At 70.8% G+C, this 19,869-nt stretch carries 17 protein-coding genes; 7 read left to right on the plus strand and 10 right to left on the minus strand.

Annotated features, from left to right (window positions below):
* Positions 1–89: 89 nt before the first annotated feature.
* Both ACFV9O_RS22905 and ACFV9O_RS22910 read left to right on the plus strand, forming a co-directional pair.
* Positions 90–2,339, plus strand: a complete 2,250-nt coding sequence (locus tag ACFV9O_RS22905) for an MMPL family transporter (protein ID WP_385420680.1) — start codon at positions 90–92, stop codon at positions 2,337–2,339.
* Positions 2,336–3,043, plus strand: coding sequence for a DUF2993 domain-containing protein (locus ACFV9O_RS22910; RefSeq protein ID WP_385420682.1), 708 nt, complete (start codon positions 2,336–2,338; stop codon positions 3,041–3,043). Before ACFV9O_RS22905 ends, ACFV9O_RS22910 begins: the two co-directional genes overlap by 4 nt.
* 115 nt (positions 3,044–3,158) lie before the next feature.
* Here the strand turns inward: ACFV9O_RS22910 and ACFV9O_RS22915 are convergent, their stop codons facing one another.
* The 3 genes from ACFV9O_RS22915 to clpS form a co-directional block, all read right to left on the minus strand.
* Positions 3,159–4,604, minus strand: a complete 1,446-nt coding sequence (locus ACFV9O_RS22915) for an amino acid permease (RefSeq protein WP_385420684.1) — start codon at positions 4,602–4,604, stop codon at positions 3,159–3,161.
* A gap of 334 nt (positions 4,605–4,938) precedes the next feature.
* A complete protein-coding gene (locus ACFV9O_RS22920) occupies positions 4,939–5,529 on the minus strand; it encodes a DUF2017 domain-containing protein (RefSeq protein WP_385420686.1) in 591 nt (196 codons plus the stop codon).
* The gene (gene clpS / locus ACFV9O_RS22925) at positions 5,529–5,840 is read right to left on the minus strand and encodes an ATP-dependent Clp protease adapter ClpS (protein WP_385420688.1); all 312 of its coding nucleotides are present in this window, start codon (positions 5,838–5,840) and stop codon (positions 5,529–5,531) included. The genes ACFV9O_RS22920 and clpS overlap by 1 nt, the downstream gene beginning before the upstream one ends.
* 175 nt (positions 5,841–6,015) lie before the next feature.
* Between clpS and ACFV9O_RS22930 the strand changes: the two genes are divergently transcribed.
* Positions 6,016–7,353, plus strand: coding sequence for a nicotinate phosphoribosyltransferase (locus tag ACFV9O_RS22930; RefSeq protein WP_385420775.1), 1,338 nt, complete (start codon positions 6,016–6,018; stop codon positions 7,351–7,353).
* 150 nt (positions 7,354–7,503) lie between these two features.
* Positions 7,504–8,088, plus strand: a complete 585-nt coding sequence (locus ACFV9O_RS22935; protein WP_385420690.1) for an isochorismatase family protein — start codon at positions 7,504–7,506, stop codon at positions 8,086–8,088.
* 66 nt (positions 8,089–8,154) lie between these two features.
* On the opposite strand, the gene ACFV9O_RS22940 is transcribed toward ACFV9O_RS22935, so the two are convergent.
* Positions 8,155–8,469 (minus strand): hypothetical protein, encoded by a 315-nt coding sequence (locus ACFV9O_RS22940; RefSeq protein ID WP_385420691.1) that lies wholly within the window; start codon positions 8,467–8,469, stop codon positions 8,155–8,157.
* A 122-nt stretch (positions 8,470–8,591) separates the two neighbouring features.
* Positions 8,592–11,024: an immune inhibitor A domain-containing protein gene (locus ACFV9O_RS22945; RefSeq protein ID WP_385420693.1), complete on the minus strand. Its 2,433-nt coding sequence runs from the start codon at positions 11,022–11,024 to the stop codon at positions 8,592–8,594.
* A 406-nt stretch (positions 11,025–11,430) separates the two neighbouring features.
* On the opposite strand from ACFV9O_RS22945, the gene ACFV9O_RS22950 reads away from it, so the two are divergent.
* A complete protein-coding gene (locus tag ACFV9O_RS22950; protein ID WP_385420695.1) occupies positions 11,431–11,778 on the plus strand; it encodes a hypothetical protein in 348 nt (115 codons plus the stop codon).
* On the opposite strand, the gene ACFV9O_RS22955 is transcribed toward ACFV9O_RS22950, so the two are convergent.
* Together ACFV9O_RS22955 and ACFV9O_RS22960 are read right to left on the minus strand one after the other, a co-directional pair.
* Entirely contained in the window at positions 11,764–12,501 is a 738-nt protein-coding gene (locus ACFV9O_RS22955) for an RDD family protein (RefSeq protein ID WP_385420696.1), read from the minus strand. The two genes, ACFV9O_RS22950 and ACFV9O_RS22955, sit on opposite strands and share 15 nt — an antisense overlap.
* Before the next feature lie 112 nt (positions 12,502–12,613).
* A complete protein-coding gene (locus tag ACFV9O_RS22960) occupies positions 12,614–14,032 on the minus strand; it encodes an RDD family protein (protein ID WP_385420697.1) in 1,419 nt (472 codons plus the stop codon).
* Between the two features lie 256 nt (positions 14,033–14,288).
* Between ACFV9O_RS22960 and ACFV9O_RS22965 the strand changes: the two genes are divergently transcribed.
* Positions 14,289–14,765 (plus strand): SsgA family sporulation/cell division regulator, encoded by a 477-nt coding sequence (locus tag ACFV9O_RS22965; protein WP_385420699.1) that lies wholly within the window; start codon positions 14,289–14,291, stop codon positions 14,763–14,765.
* Between the two features lie 18 nt (positions 14,766–14,783).
* Here the strand turns inward: ACFV9O_RS22965 and ACFV9O_RS22970 are convergent, their stop codons facing one another.
* Both ACFV9O_RS22970 and ACFV9O_RS22975 read right to left on the minus strand, forming a co-directional pair.
* Positions 14,784–15,164 carry a VOC family protein gene (locus tag ACFV9O_RS22970; RefSeq protein ID WP_385420701.1) on the minus strand — a complete coding sequence of 127 codons (381 nt, stop codon included), beginning with the start codon at positions 15,162–15,164 and terminating at the stop codon, positions 14,784–14,786.
* Between the two features lie 288 nt (positions 15,165–15,452).
* Positions 15,453–16,832, minus strand: a complete 1,380-nt coding sequence (locus ACFV9O_RS22975) for an FAD-binding oxidoreductase (RefSeq protein WP_385420702.1) — start codon at positions 16,830–16,832, stop codon at positions 15,453–15,455.
* A 108-nt stretch (positions 16,833–16,940) separates the two neighbouring features.
* Here ACFV9O_RS22975 and ACFV9O_RS22980 point away from each other — a divergent pair, with 108 nt between their 5' ends.
* A complete protein-coding gene (locus ACFV9O_RS22980) occupies positions 16,941–18,599 on the plus strand; it encodes a tetratricopeptide repeat protein (protein WP_385420704.1) in 1,659 nt (552 codons plus the stop codon).
* A gap of 78 nt (positions 18,600–18,677) precedes the next feature.
* On the opposite strand, the gene hppD is transcribed toward ACFV9O_RS22980, so the two are convergent.
* Entirely contained in the window at positions 18,678–19,823 is a 1,146-nt protein-coding gene (hppD, locus tag ACFV9O_RS22985; RefSeq protein ID WP_385420705.1) for a 4-hydroxyphenylpyruvate dioxygenase, read from the minus strand.
* Positions 19,824–19,869: the final 46 nt, after the last annotated feature.

A 19,869-nucleotide genomic window follows, 5' to 3' on the forward strand; every position in this document is an offset into this window, starting at 1 on the left:
GCGTTGACATTATTGCACTCCCGATGCAACTGTGTGGATTGCACGCCGAGTGCAATAACTTCCGCCGCACGAGAGGGACGGCTCATCCGATGCTCCTGTCCGTAGGGCGCTGGTGCGCCCGCAGACCCAGACGGACCGTGGCCGCCTGGCTGCTGCTGCTCGCCGCCCTGGCCGCCGCCGTGGGCGCGTTCGGAAGGGTCACCACCGAGGCCGTGACCATCCCGGGCAGCGACAGCCAGGCGGCGCGCGACGCGGCCGGGGCCTTCTCCGACGCGGCCTCCGGCAGGCAGCCCGTCGTCCTGTACGCACCGCCGGGCACCGCGCCCCTCACCGCGACCCGGCAGAGGGAGGCCGTCGAGGAAGCCGCACGGGCCATAGAGGGCGTGGATCACGTCGTGGGCGTCACCACGCCCTACGATCCCGCGGGCCGCGGCGCCCTCGGTGCCGACGCCCGCACCGGTCAGTTCTCGGTCGAACTCGACGTCGGCGGCCGGGACATCACGTCCGCGACCACCCGGAGCATCACGGACGCGGCGGCCCCCGCCACCCGGGCCGGTATCGAGGTGACCCCCGGCGGCGATCTCGCCGCCGCCGCGGACAAGGGCTCCACCGGCCACAGCGAGATCATCGGGCTCGCGGCCGCCTTCGTCGTCCTCGCCGTGGGCTTCGGCAGCCTGGTCGCGGCCGGGGTCCCGCTGCTCATGGGGACGATCGGCCTGGCCGTCTCCCTGTGCGCGATCGGCCTCGCGGGCCATCTGACGGACATGCCGTCCTCGGGCACGACGATCGCGGCGATGATCGGCCTCGGCGTCGGCATCGACTACACGCTCTTCTGTCTGACCAGGTTCCGTGAGCTGCGAGCGGCCGGACTGGGCACGGAGGACGCGGCCGCGCGCACCACGGCCAGCTCCGGCAGGGCGGTCGTGTTCGCGGGCAGTGCGGTCGTCGCCGCGCTCGCCGGGCTCGCGTTCGGTGGGCTGCCCCTGCTGCACGCGCTGGCGCTCGCGCCGGGCATCGCCGTTCTGGTCGCGATGGCGGCCACGCTCACGCTCCTGCCCGCCGTGCTCTCGCTCCTCGGACGGCGGCTCACGCCCGGGGCACGCACGACGAAGGCCACGGACGAGGCGGCCGCGGCGGACGAGGCGATCCACGGACCCGGCCGGGAGCACCCCGGCGGCTGGGGCCGCGTCGCCGGGTCCGTCGCGTCACGGCCGTGGCGGTGTCTGCTCGCCGCGCTCGCCCTGACCGCGGTGCTCGCCGCCCCTGCCGCACAGTTGACCTTCGGTCAGCTCGACGCGGGCGACAAATCCCCGGGAACGGCGAGCCGCACCGCGTACGACCGGCTGGCCGACGCCTTCGGCCCCGGTGCCAACGGCCCCCTGCAGATCGTGTCCACACTGCCCACCCCGGCGTCCGGCCCGGACGACACCCGGATCACGGACATCACCGCCGCGTTGCGCGCGACCGGCGGCGTCGCAGCCGTCGGGCCCGCGCAGACGGCCGCCGACGGCACTCATGTGCGCTGGCAGGTCACCCCCACCACCGCGCCCGGCGACCCGGCCACCGCCGGGCTCGTACGCACGCTGCGGGAGGAGACCCTGCCCGAGGCCACCGCGGGCACCGGTCAGGTGACCCATGTGGGCGGGGCCACGGCCGCCCAGGCCGATCTGAACGAACGCCTGACACGGCGGATGCCGCTGGTCGTGGGCTTCGTCCTCGCCGTCGCCGCGCTGCTCCTGCTGGTGGCCTTCCGCTCCCCGGTCGTCGCGGTCAAGGCCGCGCTGATGAACCTGGTCTCGGTCGCCGCCTCCTACGGTGTGATCACCGCGGTCTTCCAGTGGGGCTGGGGCGCTCCCCTGATCGGGCTCGAGGGCCCGGTACCGATCCCCGGATACGTTCCCCTGCTGATGTTCGCCGTGCTGTTCGGGCTCTCCATGGACTACGAGGTCTTCCTGCTCAGCGCCGTCCGCGCGGCCTACCTGCGTGACGGGGACAACCGGCGGGCCGTGATCACGGGGCTCGCCGGAACCGGGCGGATCATCACGTCCGCCGCGCTGATCATGGTCAGTGTCTTCCTCGGCTACCTGCTGTCCGACGACCCGGTGGTGAAGATGTTCGGTATCGGCCTGGCCACGGCCGTCGCGCTGGACGCCACCGTCGTCCGGGGCGTTCTCGTGCCGTCCACGATGGTCCTGCTCGGCCGCGCCAACTGGTGGCTGCCCGGCCCACTGGACCGGCTGCTGCCGCACGTGGAGGTCGAGGACGGCGGCCCTGCCCCGGTCCCTGCCCCGGCCCCTGCCGACAGCACTGCCTTCACGACCACCGGGAGCACGTCATGATCCGGGTCCTGGCTGCCCACGGCCGCAGGCGGCTGCTGTGGACGTCGCTCGCGCTGACCGCGGTGCTCGCCGCGCTGCCCCTCGCCGACCGGATCGCCGTCGCGGCCGCGGAGGCACGGCTCGCCGGGCGGATCGCCGACCGCCAGAAGGCCCTGGCCGGCACCCCGCAGGTCAGCATCGACGCCTTCCCCTTCCTGCTGAGCGCCGCGGAGGGGACCTTTCCCCGGGTGGCGGTACGGGCCGACGCCGTGACCGCGGAAGGGCAGCCGGTGCAGGCGTCGGTGGAGCTGCGGGGAGTCACCGGGAAGGCCGGTGCGTACACGGCCGCCACCGCCGACGCCCGCTTCACCGTGCCCTTCGGCTCCTTCGGCTCCCTCGGCTCTTTCGGTGACGGCCCCGGCGAGGGCGCCTCGCTCTCCGCGGACGCGGAGGGACGTCTGCGCATCGACCGTGAAGTGCTCGGCCTGCCGCTGACCGTCGTCGCCGAGCTGCGGCTGACCGGGCGCACCATCACCCCGGTGCCCGTCGCCGCGTCGTTCGCGGGCCGTCCGGTCGACCCGGCCGGCCCCCGTGTCGCCGGAGCCTTCGCCGGCCGGGAGCGCACCGTGCCTGAGCTGCCCGCCGGGCTGACCCCGACCGGCATCTCGGTCGGCGATGCCGGTGTGACGCTCCATGCCCGCGCGGAGGGCGTCCGGCTCGCCTGAACCCGGGCGCGTGTCCGGTGAACCCGGGCGCGTGTGCGGCGCCGGAAACGCGTCGGGCCATGCCGGGCGAGCGGGGCCCGGCATGGCCCGACGACTGGTGCGAGGAAGCGTGCCGCTACTTGGCGACGTCCGCGTACTCGCGGGTCGGCTCGGCGGTGCCCTCCGTCTTGTTGCCCCGCATGAGGAACCAGCCGATGGCCAGCGCGATGGCCCAGCCGGCGCCCACGTACAGGCTGATACGGGAGTCGGGGTCGTACGCGATCAGGCCCGTCACGAAGAGCAGGAACACCAGGGCGATCCAGCTGCAGACCGAGCCGCCGGGGGCCGGGAAGGAGGAGGCGGGCAGTCGGCCGGCCTCGACCGCGCGGCGGTAGCGGATGTGGCTGACGAGGATCATCATCCAGGTCCAGATGCCCGCCGCGGTGGCCACCGAGGTGACGTAGCCGAACGCCTTCTCCGGGACGACGTAGTTGAGCAGCACGCCGATGCCCATGAGCGCGACGGAGACGGTGATGCCGATGGCCGGGGTCTTGCTGGCCGCGAGCTTGCCCAGCGCCTTCGGGGCCTCGCCGTTGGAGGCCAGGTCGCGCAGCATGCGGCCGGTGGAGTACATGCCGGAGTTGCAGGACGACAGGGCCGCGGTGAGGACGACGAAGTTGACGATGGCCGCGCCGGCCGGGATGCCGATCTTGGCGAAGGCGGCGACGAAGGGGCTCACGCCCGGGGCGAACTCGGTCCACTTGACCACGCACAGGATGACCGTGAGGGCACCGACGTAGAAGAGGGCGATCCGCCAGGGCAGCGAGTTGATGGCCTTGGGCAGGGTCTTCTCGGGGTTCTCGGACTCACCGGCCGTGACACCGACCAGCTCGACGGCGAGGTAGGCGAACATGACGCCCTGCAGGGTCATCAGGCTGGAGCCGATGCCCTTGGGGAAGAAGCCGTCGAAGGCCCACAGGTTGGAGACGGCTGCGGTGTCACCTGCGGCGCTGAAGCCGAAGGTCAGCACGCCGAGACCGATGACGATCATGCCGACGAGCGCCGTCACCTTGACCATCGAGAACCAGAACTCGATCTCGCCGAACAGCTTCACCGAGATCAGGTTGGCGATGTAGAGGACGACCAGGAAGACGAGGGCCGTGACCCACTGCGGGATCGCGGGGAACCAGTAGTTGATGTAGATGGCGGCGGCGGTGAGCTCCGCCATGCCGGTCACGATCCACATCAGCCAGTACGTCCAGCCGGTGACGTATCCGAAGAACGGGCCGAGGAACTCGCGCGAGTACTCCGCGAAGGAGCCGGAGACCGGCCGGTACAGGAGCAGTTCGCCGAGCGCCCGCATGATGAAGAAAATGATCACGCCTGCGAGGGCGTACATCAGGATGAGGCTGGGTCCGGCCTTCGCGATGTTCGCTCCGGCTCCCAGGAACAGGCCCACGCCGATGGCGCCGCCGATGGCGATCATCTGGACCTGACGGGGTCCGAGACCCCGCTCGTAACCCTCACTGGACGTTGCCGCGGCCTCATTGCCGTCATGCTTGTCGACCCGCACTGAGGTCATGGGTGGTGCGCCTTTCTCCATGCTGGCCCGCGCCGTCTGCGTACGGCTGCGGACCAGGTCCTGATCCCCCCGGATATGGATGGAGTTGCTACCGGCGGTCAGCCGGTCCGAGCGCCCCGGGAACATGGGTGGCGTGCCCGGGCGGTCGTGAAGATTTATCACGGCCGCAACAAAGATCGACGGGGGCGGATGTGGCGCACGGCACAGGAAGAAGCGGACAAATGACCTAAGGGTCGGCAAGGCGGAGCGGTCGAGTGACGCGATCGTTATCCGGATTTGAGTGTCCGTTGAGCGAACGCACGGGCGTGCGGAGATGGCCTTACGGGGGTGAGGATCAGGGCGCCAGCGTCTCGACGAGCGTCTCCTGGAGCGCGCCGAGCCAGAGGTACGCCATCACCATCGGCTTGCGCGGATCGGAGTCCGGCAGCCGGTACAGGTCACCGCCCTCGTCCTCGTCGGTGACCTCCAGGCGCGTGCCGATGGTCAGCCGCAGGTCGTTGAGGGCGCCCAGCCAGTGCAGGGAGTCGTCGGCGGTCAGCTTGAGGACCGCGCCGCCCTCGCCCGTCGCGCTGAGCGCGTCGAGGTTGCGGACGACCACGAGGGCGTCGTCGCGCTTGCGGGCGCGCAGGTCGTTCTCCGTATAGCGCCGGAACTCGGCGGAGAACTCCCGCAGTTCGTCGTTCTCCTCGTCCTCGGGACCGCCGTACGCGTCCGGGAAGAGGCGCGCCAGCGCCGGGTCGGACGGCGGCTCGCTCGGACCCTGCGCGAAGAGTGCGGCGAGCGGGTCCTCACCCTTGGCGGGCTCGTCGCCGGGGCCGATGAGCTCGAGCAGCTGGACGGCCAGCGAGCGCAGGATGGAGATCTCGACCTCGTCGAGCGCGACGGCGGCGCCGCCACCGGGCAGCGCCTCGAAGTGGCCGGCCATCACATGCGGTCCTGGGAGAGCGTCGCCCACAGTCCGTAGCCGTGCATCGCCTGCACGTCACGCTCCATCTCCTCGCGGCTGCCGCTGGAGACGACAGCGCGGCCCTTGTGGTGGACGTCGAGCATCAGCTTGTGGGCCTTGTCCTTGGGGTAGCCGAAGTAGGCCTGGAACACGTACGTGACGTAGCTCATCAGATTGACCGGATCGTTGTGGACGATCGTCACCCAGGGGACGTCCGGCTCGGGTACGGCGAACGACTCCTCGGCCGACTGGGTCTGTTCGATCTCTAGGGGCACAGTCACTCCACCCATGCTGCCACCCGACAGGCCCTGTCGCACAAACGGCCCCGGCCGAATCGCCGACATCTCGTCACTCTGACGAGATGTGCGCTAGCATCGCACGTATGGCAGCGATTCCCGGGGGACACCCCCCGGACCCCCGGCCGGCCCGGCCGGCGGCCGAGACGAGAGTTCGAGGTTGACCATGGTGAGCACTGCGGATCTGGGTCTGCCGGTGGACGTGCCGTCGACCGCGCTCTTCACCGACCAGTACGAGTTCACGATGCTCCAGGCGGCGCTGAGGGCCGGCACGGCCGACCGCCGCTCGGTCTTCGAGGTCTTCACCCGCCGGCTGCCCGAGGGCCGCCGCTACGGGGTGGTGGCCGGCGTCGGGCGCGTCCTGGACGCCGTGGAGAACTTCCGCTTCGACGACGGCGTCCTCGCCTTCCTCCGGGACCGGCGCATCGTCGACGGGCCCACGCTCGACTGGCTGTCCCGCTACCGCTTCAGCGGCGACATCTGGGGCTACCCGGAGGGCGAGGTGTACTTCCCCGGCTCGCCGATCATCCGTGTCGAGGGTTCCTTCGCCGAGTGCGTCCTGCTGGAGACCGTGATCCTGTCGATCCTCAACCACGACTCGGCGATCGCGGCCGCCGCCTCCCGCATGTCGTCCGCCGCGGGCGGGCGCCGGCTCATAGAGATGGGCGCCCGGCGCACGCACGAGCTCGCCGCCGTCGCCTCCGCGCGCGCCGCGTACGTCGGAGGCTTCAGCTCCACGTCGGACCTCGCCTCGGGCTTCCGCTACGGCATCCCGACCGTCGGCACCAGCGCCCACGCCTTCACCCTGTTGCACGACACCGAGCGGGACGCCTTCCGTGCGCAGGTCGACTCACTCGGACGGGGGACGACCCTGCTCGTCGACACGTACGACGTCGCCGAGGCCGTCCGTACCGCCGTGGAGGTCGCGGGGACGGAACTCGGGGCCGTCCGGATCGACTCCGGGGACCTGCTGCTGGTCGCCCACCGGGTACGGCACCAGCTGGACGAGCTGGGGGCACGCGACACGAAGATCGTCGTGACGTCCGACCTGGACGAGTACGCGATCGCCTCGCTCGCCGCGGCGCCCGTGGACGCGTACGGCGTCGGAACGCAGCTGGTCACGGGCAGCGGGCACCCCACCTGCTCCATGGTCTACAAGCTGGTCGCCCGCGCCGGTTCGGCCGACCCGGGGGCGCCGCTGACCCCGGTGGCGAAGAAGTCGCTGGGCGGAAAATTGTCCGTGGGGGGCCGCAAGTGGGCCGCCCGGCGGGTCGACGAGCAGGGCATCGCCGAGGCCGAGGTGCTCGGCACCGGCCCGGTGCCGGAGGAGCTCGAGGACCGGCAGCTGCTGGTGGAGCTGGTCAAGGGCGGCGAGATCGTCGCCCGTGAGCCGCTGGACGCGGCACGTGAGCGGCACATCGCGGCGCGTGCGGGCCTGCCGATGTCGGCGACCCAGCTGTCCCGCGGTGAGCCGGTGATCCCGACGGAATACCTGCGAGGCGTATGAACAGCAGATGGCCAACGAGGCAACACCAGCGCCGTTAGCAGGCAAATGCCCTCTCCCGCAAGGCGGTTTGAGTCTCTACCCTCAGAACATTGCCGCCCGACCGTCGCCGCTCCCCCCTCCCCCGCCTCCCACCACCGAAGGACACCCGCCATGCACCGCGCATTGATCGTCGTGGACGTTCAGAACGACTTCTGCGAGGGGGGCAGCCTCGCGGTGGCGGGGGGCGCGGAAGTCGCCGCCGCCATCACCGACCTCATCGGTGAGGCCCAGCCCGGCTACCGGCACGTGGTGGCCACCCGTGACCACCACATCGATCCGGGCGACCACTTCTCGGAGCACCCCGACTACGTCCGCACATGGCCGGCGCACTGCGTCGCGGGGACGGAGGGCGTGGGCTTCCACCCGAACTTCGCCCCGGCGGTCGCCAGCGGGGCGGTCGACACGGTCTTCGACAAGGGCGCGCACGCGGCGGCGTACAGCGGCTTCGAGGGGAGCGACGAGAACGGCTCCACGCTGGCCGAGTGGCTGCGGGCCCGCGATGTCACCGAGGTGGACATCGTCGGCATCGCCACGGACCACTGCGTACGCGCGACGGCCCTGGACGCGGTCCGCGAGGGCTTCCGCACGCACGTACTGCTCGACCTCACGGCCGGTGTCGCCGAGGACACGACGGACCGGGCGCTCGAGGAGCTGCGGGGGGCAGGGGTGGAGCTGTCGGGGAAGCCGGTGGTGTGACCGGGGCCTCCGCGGTCTCCAGAGGCCTACGCATGAGGCCTACGCGCCGCCCACCCCCCCGGAGGCCTACGCTCCGCCCGCCGGGCGGAGCAGTGCGCGTATGGGGTGCCAGAGCTCCTGGGACGGCGGCTCGTGGGTGCGCCACAGCAGGCCGTCGGGGTGGTGCAGTACCGCCGTGATCTCGTCCGGCGTCGGCGGCTCCGCGTTACCGCGCAGATACACCGCGCGCAGCCCCAGATTCCGCAGCCGCGTCAGCGCCCGCGCACGGTTCGCCGCGTGCACCAGCACGCGCACCGTACTGCCGTCGCCGACCGGACTCGGCAGCCCTATCGCGACCACGACACTGCCTCCTGGCAGCTTGCAGAAACCTCCGCCGGGCATGCCGCATCACTCCCCCGTGAGCTCGCTGTCAATAAGAACTTCGTCAGACGCACCTAAACACGATCGGCCGCCGCCCGCTAGAGGGCGACGGCCGATCACGCTCTGACCTGCGACGATGTCGACTACTTGGTCGAGGGGCCCACCTTCAGAGTGATCGTCTGGCCGTTCTTCGGCTCGTCGACGATCGCTATCCGAGTGTTGGTGTCAGTTACCTTGACACCGGCGGTCGGGTTCTCCTCGTACCAGTAGACGCCCTTGCGGTCGTCGAAGACCGGGATGCCCTTGTGCGCACCGATCCGCAGCGGAGCGTCCGCCTTGTGGAGGGTGAAGGCGTCCGTCGTGAAGCGGCTGAAGGTCGAGTCGTAGGCCTGGATCCGGTTCCGGAGCAGGGTGCCGTCCGCCCACTTCATCGGCTTGGCGTTGGCGTCGACCGGCAGGATCAGACCACGGCCCGGGTGCTGGCTGGTGTTGTTGTCCTTCTGGGAGGTGTCCCAGAGCCAGACCAGCAGGCCGTTCTGGTACGGGTAGTGCTCGACCCAGCTGTCCTTCGGCGCCTTGAAGCCGAAGTTGTACGGGCCGACCTTCAGGGTCGCGTCGTACGAGACGTACTGCCGGTTCTCGGCGAGGTAGTACTGCTCGTACTCCTTGGTGAAGGACTCGCCGATGCGGGAGAAGCCCTTGGCGGTCCAGCCGTTGTCGTCGCCCTCGGCGTTGTCCGAGAACAGCGGGGCGCCGTCGGCGGTGACGGTGATCGCGTCGGCCGCGAAGCCCTTGCCGCCCGCGCCGCCGTCCGTCTGGTAGCGGAAGCGGACGTCGACCTTCTTGCCGGCGTACGCGTCGAGGCCGTAGACGAGCTTCTTGTACGCGCCCGACGCACCGGTCAGCGCCGGGGCGCCGCTCGCGTCGCGGGTGATGGCCGCGCCGTCGGCGGTGCCGTCGACCGCGGTCCAGTTGGCGCCGCCGTCGGTCGACACCTCGGCGTACAGGTAGTCGTAGTCGGCCTCGATGTCCCACCAGCCCGAAAGCTCCAGGGACGCCTTGGACTTGCCGGTGAGGTCGACCGTGCGGGTGAGGGTGTTCTTGAGGTCGTCACCCATGTCGCTCCACCACTGCTTGGAGCCCTCGGCGGGCTTCACGACGGTGGTGGTGACGGCCTTCTTCGGCAGCTCGACGACGAGGGCCTGCGGGTTCTTGGTGTTGTACTCGGACACACCCAGCTTGTGGGTGGACTTCGTCGCCGCCTCGGCCTTGGTGTAGTTGAGCCAGCCCAGCTGCAGCTTGTCCCAGGCGTTCATGTCGCCGGGGAGGTCGCCGATGGACTCCTGGCCGGTGCCCAGCCAGGAACCGGACGACATCAGGGACCAGTAGCCGGTGGAGTTCTCGCCCTTGCCCGAGGTGTCGTACAGGTCGGGCAGGCCGAGGTCGTGGCCGTACTCGTGGGCGAAGACGCCGAGTCCGCCGTTCTCGGGCTGCATGGTGTAGTCGCCGACCCAGATGCCGGTGTTGCCGATCTGGGTGCCGCCGGACTTGTTGCCCGCCGGGCCCGTCTTGCCGGCGTCGGTGCCGTACGCGTACCAGCGGTGGGCCCACAGGGCGTCGCCGCCCTGGACGCCGCCGCCCGCCGACTCGTCCTCGCCCGCGTGGACGATCTGGAAGTGGTCGATGTAGCCGTCGGCCTCGTTGAAGTTGCCGTCGGCGTCGAAGTCGTAGCGGTCCCACTGGTCGTACTGGGCCAGGTCCGCCTTGATCTGGGCGTCGGTCCGGCCCTTGGCCTTCTGGTCGGCGGCCCAGGCGTTGACGCCGTCCCGCACCGTGTCCCAGACGTTGGCGCAGTTGGACGAGCCGCAGTAGTTGGAGCCGTAACGGGCCTCGTTGTACTCGACCTTGACCCAGTCGGAGACGGTGCCGTCGACCGAGTAGCGGCCGGACGAGGTCCGCTCGTAGTACGTCTTCAGCGAGTGCTTGGGGCTGCCGTCCTTGTTCTTGCCCTTGCCGAAGTACAGGTCCTGGAAATGCGCCTGGTTGAAGTCCTTCTGCCAGGCGGTCGAGTTGTCGGCCTTGCGATCCGGCTCGGCTATCGCGTTGTGGAGCGGGCCGGGCGTGCCGCCGTACTTCTTGACGGGAGCCTCGGGGCCGTCGCCGTCCGGGTCGAACATGGTCGTGTCGTCGACCTTGTCGCCGAACTCGACGAGGATCGTGAAGATCTTGTCCGTCTTCTCACGGCCGAGCTCGACGTACTTCTTGTCGTCGAGCTTCACGACGTTGGACGCACCGCGCTTCTGCACGGTCGCGTCGCCGGATATGACCTGCTCCAGCGCCGCCTTGCGCTGCTGCTCCTGCTGCTTGCTGAACGGACCCTCGAGATCGTGGTCGACATGGGCCGCGTCATGGGCCTTGTCGTGGCCGGCTCCCGGCGCCGGGTCATGGCGCTCGATACCGGCCGTCGTGCTGTGGTTCTCCGCCTGGGCCATGGTGTAGGCCGAGGCCGTCGCACCGGTGGCTGCGAGCACCACGAACACCGCGGACGTTCTGATCGCCCGTCGTCTGCTGGTCACTTGACAGTGTCCTCCCCCGCGCCCGCGTCCGCGGAACCAAGGATGTGGGGTGGATCCGCGCGCGGCTGCGCGTCACAAGTGACGACATTCGACCGGAGTTAAGAAAGAAAAGACAGATCTTGACTTGCGCAGGCCAACTGCACTATGCAGGAGCGCAGTTCCGATATCCGGACGCGTGGACACTCAGACGCAAGGGAAAACCCTATTACCCCACGCGACCCGACAACAGGCGCATCGAACCGTCCACTCCGCGGAACGGGTGACTCCATGCGCCCCCCATGCACCGGTACCGTGGGTTAGGTCACGCTTACTACCGGTTCCCCTCGGGCATCCACCGTCGTAGAGTCGCTGACAGTGCGACCCGTTGCGACACCACGAAATGATGCCTCGAGGGACGGATACCGTCATGCCGCGTCCTACTGCCGCACAGCTCGCCTACGGTTCGGCCACTGTCGTCGTCTCGACCGTCGCCATGCTGCTGCTCTCCCGCACCTCCACGGGCATCGGCGTCGCCGTCATCGGGATCGCCGCGCTCGCGCTGGGCCTGCTGGTCGCCGTGACCGTGCCGCTGCCCGCCAAGGCGAAGGCGGCGCACACGGTCCGTACGAACCATGCCGCCGCCGTCCCCGAGGAAGCTCCGGCCGCCGCGGCGACCGCCGTCGCCACGGATCCCGCCACCACCACCCGGGTGCCCGTCGCCCACGTGCGCACGGGGGCCGGTCCGCGGGTGGGCGAGCATTCACTGCGCCGTTGACACCACCACCGTCTTGGCGGCCTTGTCGTGCAGGCCCTGCTTGTAGGGCTTGTCCACCAGGATCATGATCGCCAGGATCAGCGGCCAGATGCAGGGGCAGCAGATCAGCTGCGGCAGCCAGAGCACCGCGGCCCGCATGAGCGAGGAGCCCGTGTCGGGAGTGCTCCCGTCGTTGAGCATCGCGACACGCATCTTCATCAGCTTCATGCCGAGGGTCTGGCCGACCTTCCGGACCATCAGGGTGTCGTAGCCGACGAACGCCACGATCGAGATGAGCTGGAACACCCACTGCCCGCCGGTGTTCGCGCCGGCGACGATGTCGTCGAGGTCGTCCGACGAGTTCGTCAGACCGTGGTAGATCCCGAACGGGATGCCGATGAGCGCGAGCGGAATCGTGACGATCAGCCAGTCGACGAAGCGCTGGAGGAAGCGCTTGGCCGGGTCGGCGAGCGGAGGCATTCCGTGGAGCGGGTCGGTGCCCCCGTAGGGATCGCCTCCGTAGGCGCCGGAGTCGTACGGGGGCGGAGGCGCGCCACCCGCCCCGCCGTAGGGGGAGCCGTACGGGGATCCGCCTCCCGGGGGCGGGGGCGGAGGCGCGCCGTACGGAGAGCCCGCGCCCGGCGGAGGCCCACCGGGCGGCGGCGTGGGCTCCTGCGGCTCCTGCGGCTTCTTGCGGAACGGGTCGTCCTCGGGCGGCTGGCCGGGCGGCTGGTCGTTGCTCATGGGGGCAGTGCACCGCGCCCGGCCAGGCCCCGCAACGGCTCAGGTGCCGTTCGGGGGACTCCCGGGGCCAGAGGGCTGACAGGGCGTCAGCAGGTACGGACGGTTCGTACGGTCAGCCGGCCACGAACGTGTGCGCAGCCTTGTCGTGCCAGCACTGCCGCCAGGGGCGGTCGAACAGACACCACAGCACGTTGACCACGCCGATGAGCAGCACGCCCAGCACGCCGTGCACCAGCCAGCGCCGCACCGCGGCCCCGAACGCCGGGGGCCCGTGCGACTCGATGTCGCGCACCTCGAGACCCAGCAGCTTCTTGCCGAGCGTGCGCCCCCACTTGGCGGTCGGCAGCGCCTCGTACAGCACGCCGAGCAGGAGCAGTGCGGCGAGCGCGATGCCGAACTGGGTGATCGTCGTCCCGTCGAGCAGCCAGACGGTGACCGTCTCGCCCGACATCTTCGCCGCCGCGATCTTGTCGTCGATGTGGGTCAGCGCCTTGGAGACGAACGGGAACGAGACGGCTCCGGTGACCGCGCCGAGCACGACGGTGTCGATCAGCCGGGCCACGAACCGCTTGCCGAGCCCGGCGGGCCTGGCCGCGGCCTGGGCCTGGGCGGCCTGCAGGAACGGGTCTTCGACCGGCGGCTTCCACGGCACGACCGGCTGCTCGGGGGCCTGCGCCTGTGCCAGCTGATGCACCTGCTGCGCCCACGACGCCGCGCCGCCCCCGGCCCCGGCGCTCACCGGCGCCTGCTGGACGGGTGCCTGCTGGACGGGAGCCTGCTGCTGAGCGGGCACCTGGGGCGGTGCCTGCACGGACTGCTGCTGTGGCTGCGACGGCTGCTGCTGCGGCGCGAGCGCGCGGATCGCCATCGTGCCGTCGGCGGGCGCGTCGGCCTTCGGGCGCTGAGCGCGGACGGTGTCGGTGCCGTCGGTGACCGGCTTCGACTCGCCGGCGCCCACACTCCGCACCCCGGGCAGCGCACCACCGGTGGGGTCCGCCGGGGCCGTCCCGCCGGCCGCGGCCCGCGGGTCGTCGGCCGACGGACCGGCCGCACGGTCGAACCGGACGCCGGAGGAGCCCCCCGGACGCGGGTCCGCGCCGGACGCCGCGCGGGGGTCCGGGCGCCCGGCCGGGAACGCGTCACCGATACGCGGGTCCTGCGGCGTCGCGCCCCACGAGACACGGTTGTCGCGGTCGCCGCCGAAGCCCGACTGGTGAGAGGTGTCCGCGTGCCACGCCGAGGCGGGCTCGGGCGCGGCGGCCGACGGCTCGGGCTCCTCGTCCAGGAAGACGGGGCCGGTCTCCTCCACCGAGGGCGTGGCCGGGGTCGCGGGCGTCACCGGCGCGGTGGACGCCGCCGACGCGGAGGCCGGCGGCGTCGGCAGCGACTCGCCGTCCCTGGGCGCAGGCCTGCTCGTACCCGGCACCCACGCCGTGCCGTTCCAGTACCGGACGTATCCGGGGATGGACGGATCTGGATAGAAGCCGGCCGCAGGGCTGCCGTCGCCGGTCGCCGGGGTTGGGGCACTCATCACCGTGGTCCCGTATCTCCTGGAGGGCGTGGAGGGCATCGATTCAAGGGTCCACATCTATCAGACCGGCGCTCCGCCCTGGGCCGGTCCCGCCGTAAGGACCACTTTCCGGTAACGCTGTGCCCCACCACGGCAACCGATTCCGAAGTCACTGAGAAGTTGTTGGCGGAAGTCGCGTAATAGTCGGCGGGGAAGGCGCTCTCTCCCTGCGTGGCCCGCTCCCGGGCCTCGTACCAGGAAAGGAAGTCGCACTCTCATGCACACCGTGGTGGAACGCGAGCTGGAGCTCAAGCTGGTGCTGTCGCCGGAGCGCAGCATTCCCGTACCGGCCCGGCTGACCTACCGCACGGCCGATCCGTACGCCGTGCACATGACCTTTCACATCGGCTCCGAGCACCCCGTGAACTGGACCTTCGCCCGTGAGCTGCTGGTCGAGGGCGTCTTCCGGCCGTGCGGGCACGGCGACGTCCGCATCTGGCCGACCAAGGTCGAGGGGCGCAAGGTCATCCTCATCGCCCTGACCTCGCCGGACGGGGACGCTCTGCTGGAGGCGTCGGCGGCGCAGGTCTCCGCATGGCTGGAGCGGACGCTGCGCGCGGTACCCCCGGGGGCCGAGTCGGAGCAACTCGGGATCGACGAGGCGCTGGCGGAGCTGCTGGCGCCGACCCCGGCGGACGATCTGTACCTGCGGGACCCGTGGCCGTCGGACGAGTCCCAGGAAGGTGAGGCGTAGGCCGCCCGCACCCGGGGGTCACACGTAGGTATGGGTGATGAACTCAAGGGAATGGCCATCGGGGTCGTCGACGTACACCCCGCGGCCACCGAAGTGGTGGTTGATCTGCTGCGGCTCGGCGTGCATCGGGTCGGCCCAGTAGAGCAGCTCCCTCTCCTTGATCCGGCCGAGGATCTCGTCGAACTCCTCGTCGGAGACGAGGAACGCCAGATGCTGCGAGACGATCTCGGACTCCGCCTGCTCGTCGAGGTAGTCGAGGGTGACCCCGTTGGCCAGCGGAACGCTGGCGAAGGGACCGAAAGGTTTCGGCTCGGGGGCGTCGATCAGCTCGGTGAGGAAGCGGGCGGCGGCGAACCGGTCGCGGCAGTGGACGATGGTGTGGTCAAGACGTGCGGGCACGGCTCCTCCTTCGTCACCGGAAGTCGGTACTTCCACGCTAGGCGGGGAGCCGTGCCGCGGGCCATCGGGCATGGGGTCCAGGGGGTGTCTTGTGGATCAGGCCGGATCAGGGAGCGGGGTCTGGTGCGTGCGATCGCAAGGCGGAGGAGGAAATCGACGCGGAGCGTCGGTGACCGACGACAACGCAGCGAGCGTGCGTGCCAGGGCACGCGAGCCCGGCAAGATCCACAAGACACCCCCTAGGGCTGTGGCCCCACTGGCACCGATGTGGTCCCGGTCCCGTAGGACTCAGAAGAGCTTGCCAGGATTGAGGATGCCCAGCGGGTCGAAGGTCTGCTTGATCCCGCGCTGCAACTCGACGCCGACCGGGCCCAGTTCGCGGGCGAGCCACTCCTTCTTCAGCACGCCCACGCCGTGTTCACCGGTGATCGTGCCGCCGAGCTCGAGGCCAAGGGCCATGATCTCGTCGAACGACTCACGGGCGCGCCGTGACTCGTCGGGGTCGGTGTGGTCGAAGCAGACGACGGGGTGGGTGTTGCCGTCGCCCGCGTGGGCGCAGACGCCGATGGTGAGGTCGTACTTCTCCGCGATGGCCGCCGTGCCGTCGAGCATCGCGGCGAGCTGGGAACGGGGGACGCACACGTCGTCGATCATCGTCGCGGACTTGACGGTCTCCAGCGCGGTGAGTGACAGCCTGCGGGCCTGGAGCAGCAATTCGGATTCCGCGGCGTCCTCGGCGGGGACGACCTGGGTGGCTCCGGCGGCGGTGCACAGCTCGCCGACGGCGGCCAGATCGGCGGCCGGGTCGGGGGTGTCGAAGGCGGCTAGCAGCAGCGCCTCGGTGGTGTCGGGGAGGCCCATCTGCGCCATCTTGTTGACGGCGTGGATGGTCGTACGGTCCATGAGTTCGAGGAGCGACGGGGTGTGGCCGCGCTCCATGATCGCGCAGACGGCGTCGCAGGCTGCCGCCGCCGAGGGGAACTCCGCGGCGAGGACGAGCTGCTGGGGCGGCTGGGGCTTGAGCGCGAGGACCGCTTTGACAACGATGCCGAGGCTGCCTTCGGAGCCGACGAAGAGGCGCGTGAGGTCGTATCCGGCGACGCCCTTGGCGGTGCGGCGGCCGGTGCTGAGCAGGCGCCCGTCGGCGAGGACGACGTCGAGGCCGAGGACGTACTCGGCGGTGACCCCGTACTTGACGCAGCACAGCCCGCCGGACGCGGTGCCGATGTTGCCGCCGATGGTGCACATCTCCCAGCTGGAGGGGTCCGGCGGGTAGTACAGGCCGTGCTCGCCGACCGCGCGGCTGAGGGTGGCGTTGATGACGCCGGGCTCGACGACGGCGATCCGGTCGACGGGGCTGATCTCCAGGATGCGGTCCATCTTGACGAGCGAGAGCACGATGCAGCCGTCGGAGGCGTTGGCGGCGCCGGACAGTCCGGTCCTGGCGCCCTGCGGGACGACCGGGACGCGCAGCGCGGTCGCGGTGCGCATGACGTGCTGGACCTGCTCGACGGTGCGGGGCAGTACGACGACGGCGGGAGTGCCGGCGTCGCAGAAGCTCGCCATGTCGTTCGCGTACGAGGCGGTGATGTCCGGGTCGATGATCAGGGCTTCGGCCGGGAGGCCCGTACGCAGCTCCGGAACGAGCCGGGAGAGGAGATCGTCCATGATCCCAGCCTGGCACCGGGGGCCATCGGTGTGAACCCGTATGCGATCCCGTTCGCTGCACCGGGTGTGCTCTTCGTATCAGGTGTCCGCTGCCGCACAGTGTTCGCCATGAAGACGCGATACGCACCGAACGTCAGGAATGCCGCGATCGGCACGCTGGTCGCCGGCGGCCTGGTCGCCGGTTTCCTGGTCTTCGGCCCCGGGGCCGAAGGGCCGCTGCCTGCGTCGGGGCCCGCGGCCCGGGCGATGCTCGCGGTGGGTGCCGGGGCGCCCGCGTCGCTCAACGACCTGTCGGCGCTGATCGACAACCGCGAGAAGTGGCTGCGGTCGCGCCCGGCCGACGAGGCGTCCTGGGCGGTGCTCGGCTCGGCGTACGTGGAGCTGGGGTCGCTGGCGGGCGAGTGGTCGTACTACCCGAAGGCGGAGACGGCGCTGAAACGTTCGCTCGCGGTGCTGCCGGCCGCGAAGGGCAACGCGGACGCACAGCTCGGCATGGCGGCGCTGGCGAACGCGCGCCGGGACTACGCGACGGCGAAGCGCTGGGGCGAGAAGGTGCGGGCGCGGGCGCCGAAGCGGTGGACCGCGTACCCGGTGCTGATCGACGCGTACAACGGTCTCGGCGACTACAAGGCGGCCGGGAAGGCCGCCGAGAAGCTCCGGGCCCTGCGCCCGGGCACCGCGGCGACCCTCGGACGGACGGCGCTGATGTACGCCGGCCACGGCCGGCCCGAGGACGCGGCGGCGACGGCGTACGAGGCCATGACGCGCGCGAGGACTCTGGCGGAGAGGGCGTCGGCCCACCACCGGCTGGGCGAGCTGGCGTGGGAGCGGGGCGAGCCCGCGGAGGCCGTCGGGCACTACGACACGGCCCTGCGGATCGATGCCGGGCACCATCCGTCGCTGGCGGGGCGGGGGCGGGCGCTGGGGGCGCTGGGGCGCACCGACGAGGCGATGCGGGACTACAAGGCGGCGCTGGAGAAGCGGCCGCTGCCGGAGTACGCGCTGGAGGCCGGCGAGCTGTACGAGTCGACGGGCCTGGACGGGGACGCGCGTACGCAGTACCGGGTGGTGCGGACCCGGGCGGCGGAGGCGCGGGGGCACGGGGTGAACGTGGAGCTGGTGCTCGGGCGGTACGAGGCGGACCACGGGGACGCGCGCTCCGCGGTGCGCCGGCTGACGAAGGAGTGGGAGCGGGGCCGTCGGAGCCTGGAGGTGGCGGACGCGCTCGGGTGGGCGCTGTACCGGGCGGGGCGGGCGCAGGAGGGGCTGGCGTACGCGAAGCGGGCGACGGAACCGAACATGCGGAACCCGCTTTTCTCGTACCACCGCGGTGAGATCGAGCGTGCGGAGGGCCTGTACGGCGCGGCCCGCCGCCATCTGGCCGAGGCACTGCGGATCAACCCGTACTTCTCCCCGCTCCTGGCGCCGCGCGCCAAAGCGGCGCTCGACAAGCTGGGCGAGCCGCCGGCGGGAGGGCCCGAGGACATCTGGGGCGAGGCGGGGCCTCCGGAGTCGCGCACGGAGTCGGAGTCCGAGGAAGAGTCGGAGTCCCAGGAGGAGTCGGAGTCGGACGGTCAGCGCAGGACCGACGACGAGGACGACGAGCCGACCTCGGGCCCGTCGGAATCGGAGCGGTCGCCGTCGGGCCGGCCGGGGCCGGACCGTTCGGGGGCCGACGGGTCGGAATCCGACCCGTCCGAGCCGGGTCCGTCCGAGCCGGGGCCGTCGGCATCGGACCGGTCGGAGCCGAGCCCGTCGGGTGAATGAGCACCGGGCGGGGGCGGGCTCGCCACCCACTCCCGCCCGGTGTCCGCGCCATACGCCGGCGCGTTGCGGACTGCGGCGTTACAGGTTGCCGCGCTTGGCCTGCTCGCGCTCGATCGCCTCGAACAGGGCCTTGAAGTTGCCCTTGCCGAAGCCCATCGAGCCGTGGCGCTCGATGAGTTCGAAGAACACCGTCGGGCGGTCCTGGACCGGCTTGGTGAAGATCTGCAGCAGGTAGCCGTCCTCGTCGCGGTCGGCGAGGATCTTCAGCTCACGCAGGGTCTCGATCGGCACGCGGGTGTCGCCCACCCACTCGCCGAGGGTGTCATAGTACGAGTCGGGCGTGTCCAGGAACTGGACGCCGGCCGCGCGCATCGTGCGGACCGTCGCCACGATGTCGTTCGTCGCGAGCGCGATGTGCTGGACGCCGGCCCCGCCGTAGAACTCCAGGTACTCGTCGATCTGCGACTTCTTCTTCGCGATCGCGGGCTCGTTGATCGGGAACTTCACCTTGAGCGTTCCGTCGGCGACCACCTTCGACATCAGCGCCGAGTACTCGGTGGCGATGTCGTCGCCCACGAACTCCTTCATGTTCGTGAAGCCCATGACCTTGTTGTAGAAGGCCACCCACTCGTTCATCCTGCCGAGCTCGACGTTGCCGACGCAGTGGTCGATGGCCTGGAACGTCCGCTTCGCCGGGGGCTCGACGATCGGGTCGACGGCGGCGAAGCCGGGCAGGTACGGGCCGTCGTAGCCGGACCGGTCGACGAGCGTGTGGCGGGTGCTGCCGTACGTCGCGATCGCCGCGAGCACCACGGTCCCGTGCTCGTCCTTGACCTCGTACGGCTCCTCGATCCCGCGCGCCCCGTGCTCGACGGCGTAGGCGTACGCCGCCCGCGCGTCCGGCACCTCGATCGCGAGGTCGATGACGCCGTCGCCGTGCGCGGCAACGTGCTCGGCGAGGAAACGGCCCCAGTCCGTGGCCGACTTGATGACGGAGGTGAACACGAAGCGAGCGGCGCCGTTCGTCAGGACGTACGACGCGGTCTCGCGGCTGCCGGTCTCCGGTCCGGAGTAAGCGACGAGCTTCATGCCGAAGGCCGTGGAGTAGTAGTGCGCGGCCTGCTTGGCGTTGCCGACGGCGAAGACGACCGCGTCCATTCCCTTCACCGGGAAGGGGTCGGCCTGCCGGGCGGTGTGAGGGGTGTGATCCAGGGTCTCAGTCATGGCGGCAGACTCCCTCCGATCCACAAGCTGCGCAATACTTTGTGTA

This window comes from Streptomyces sp. NPDC059909 (genome assembly GCF_042730885.1).
Lineage (GTDB): Bacteria > Actinomycetota > Actinomycetes > Streptomycetales > Streptomycetaceae > Streptomyces.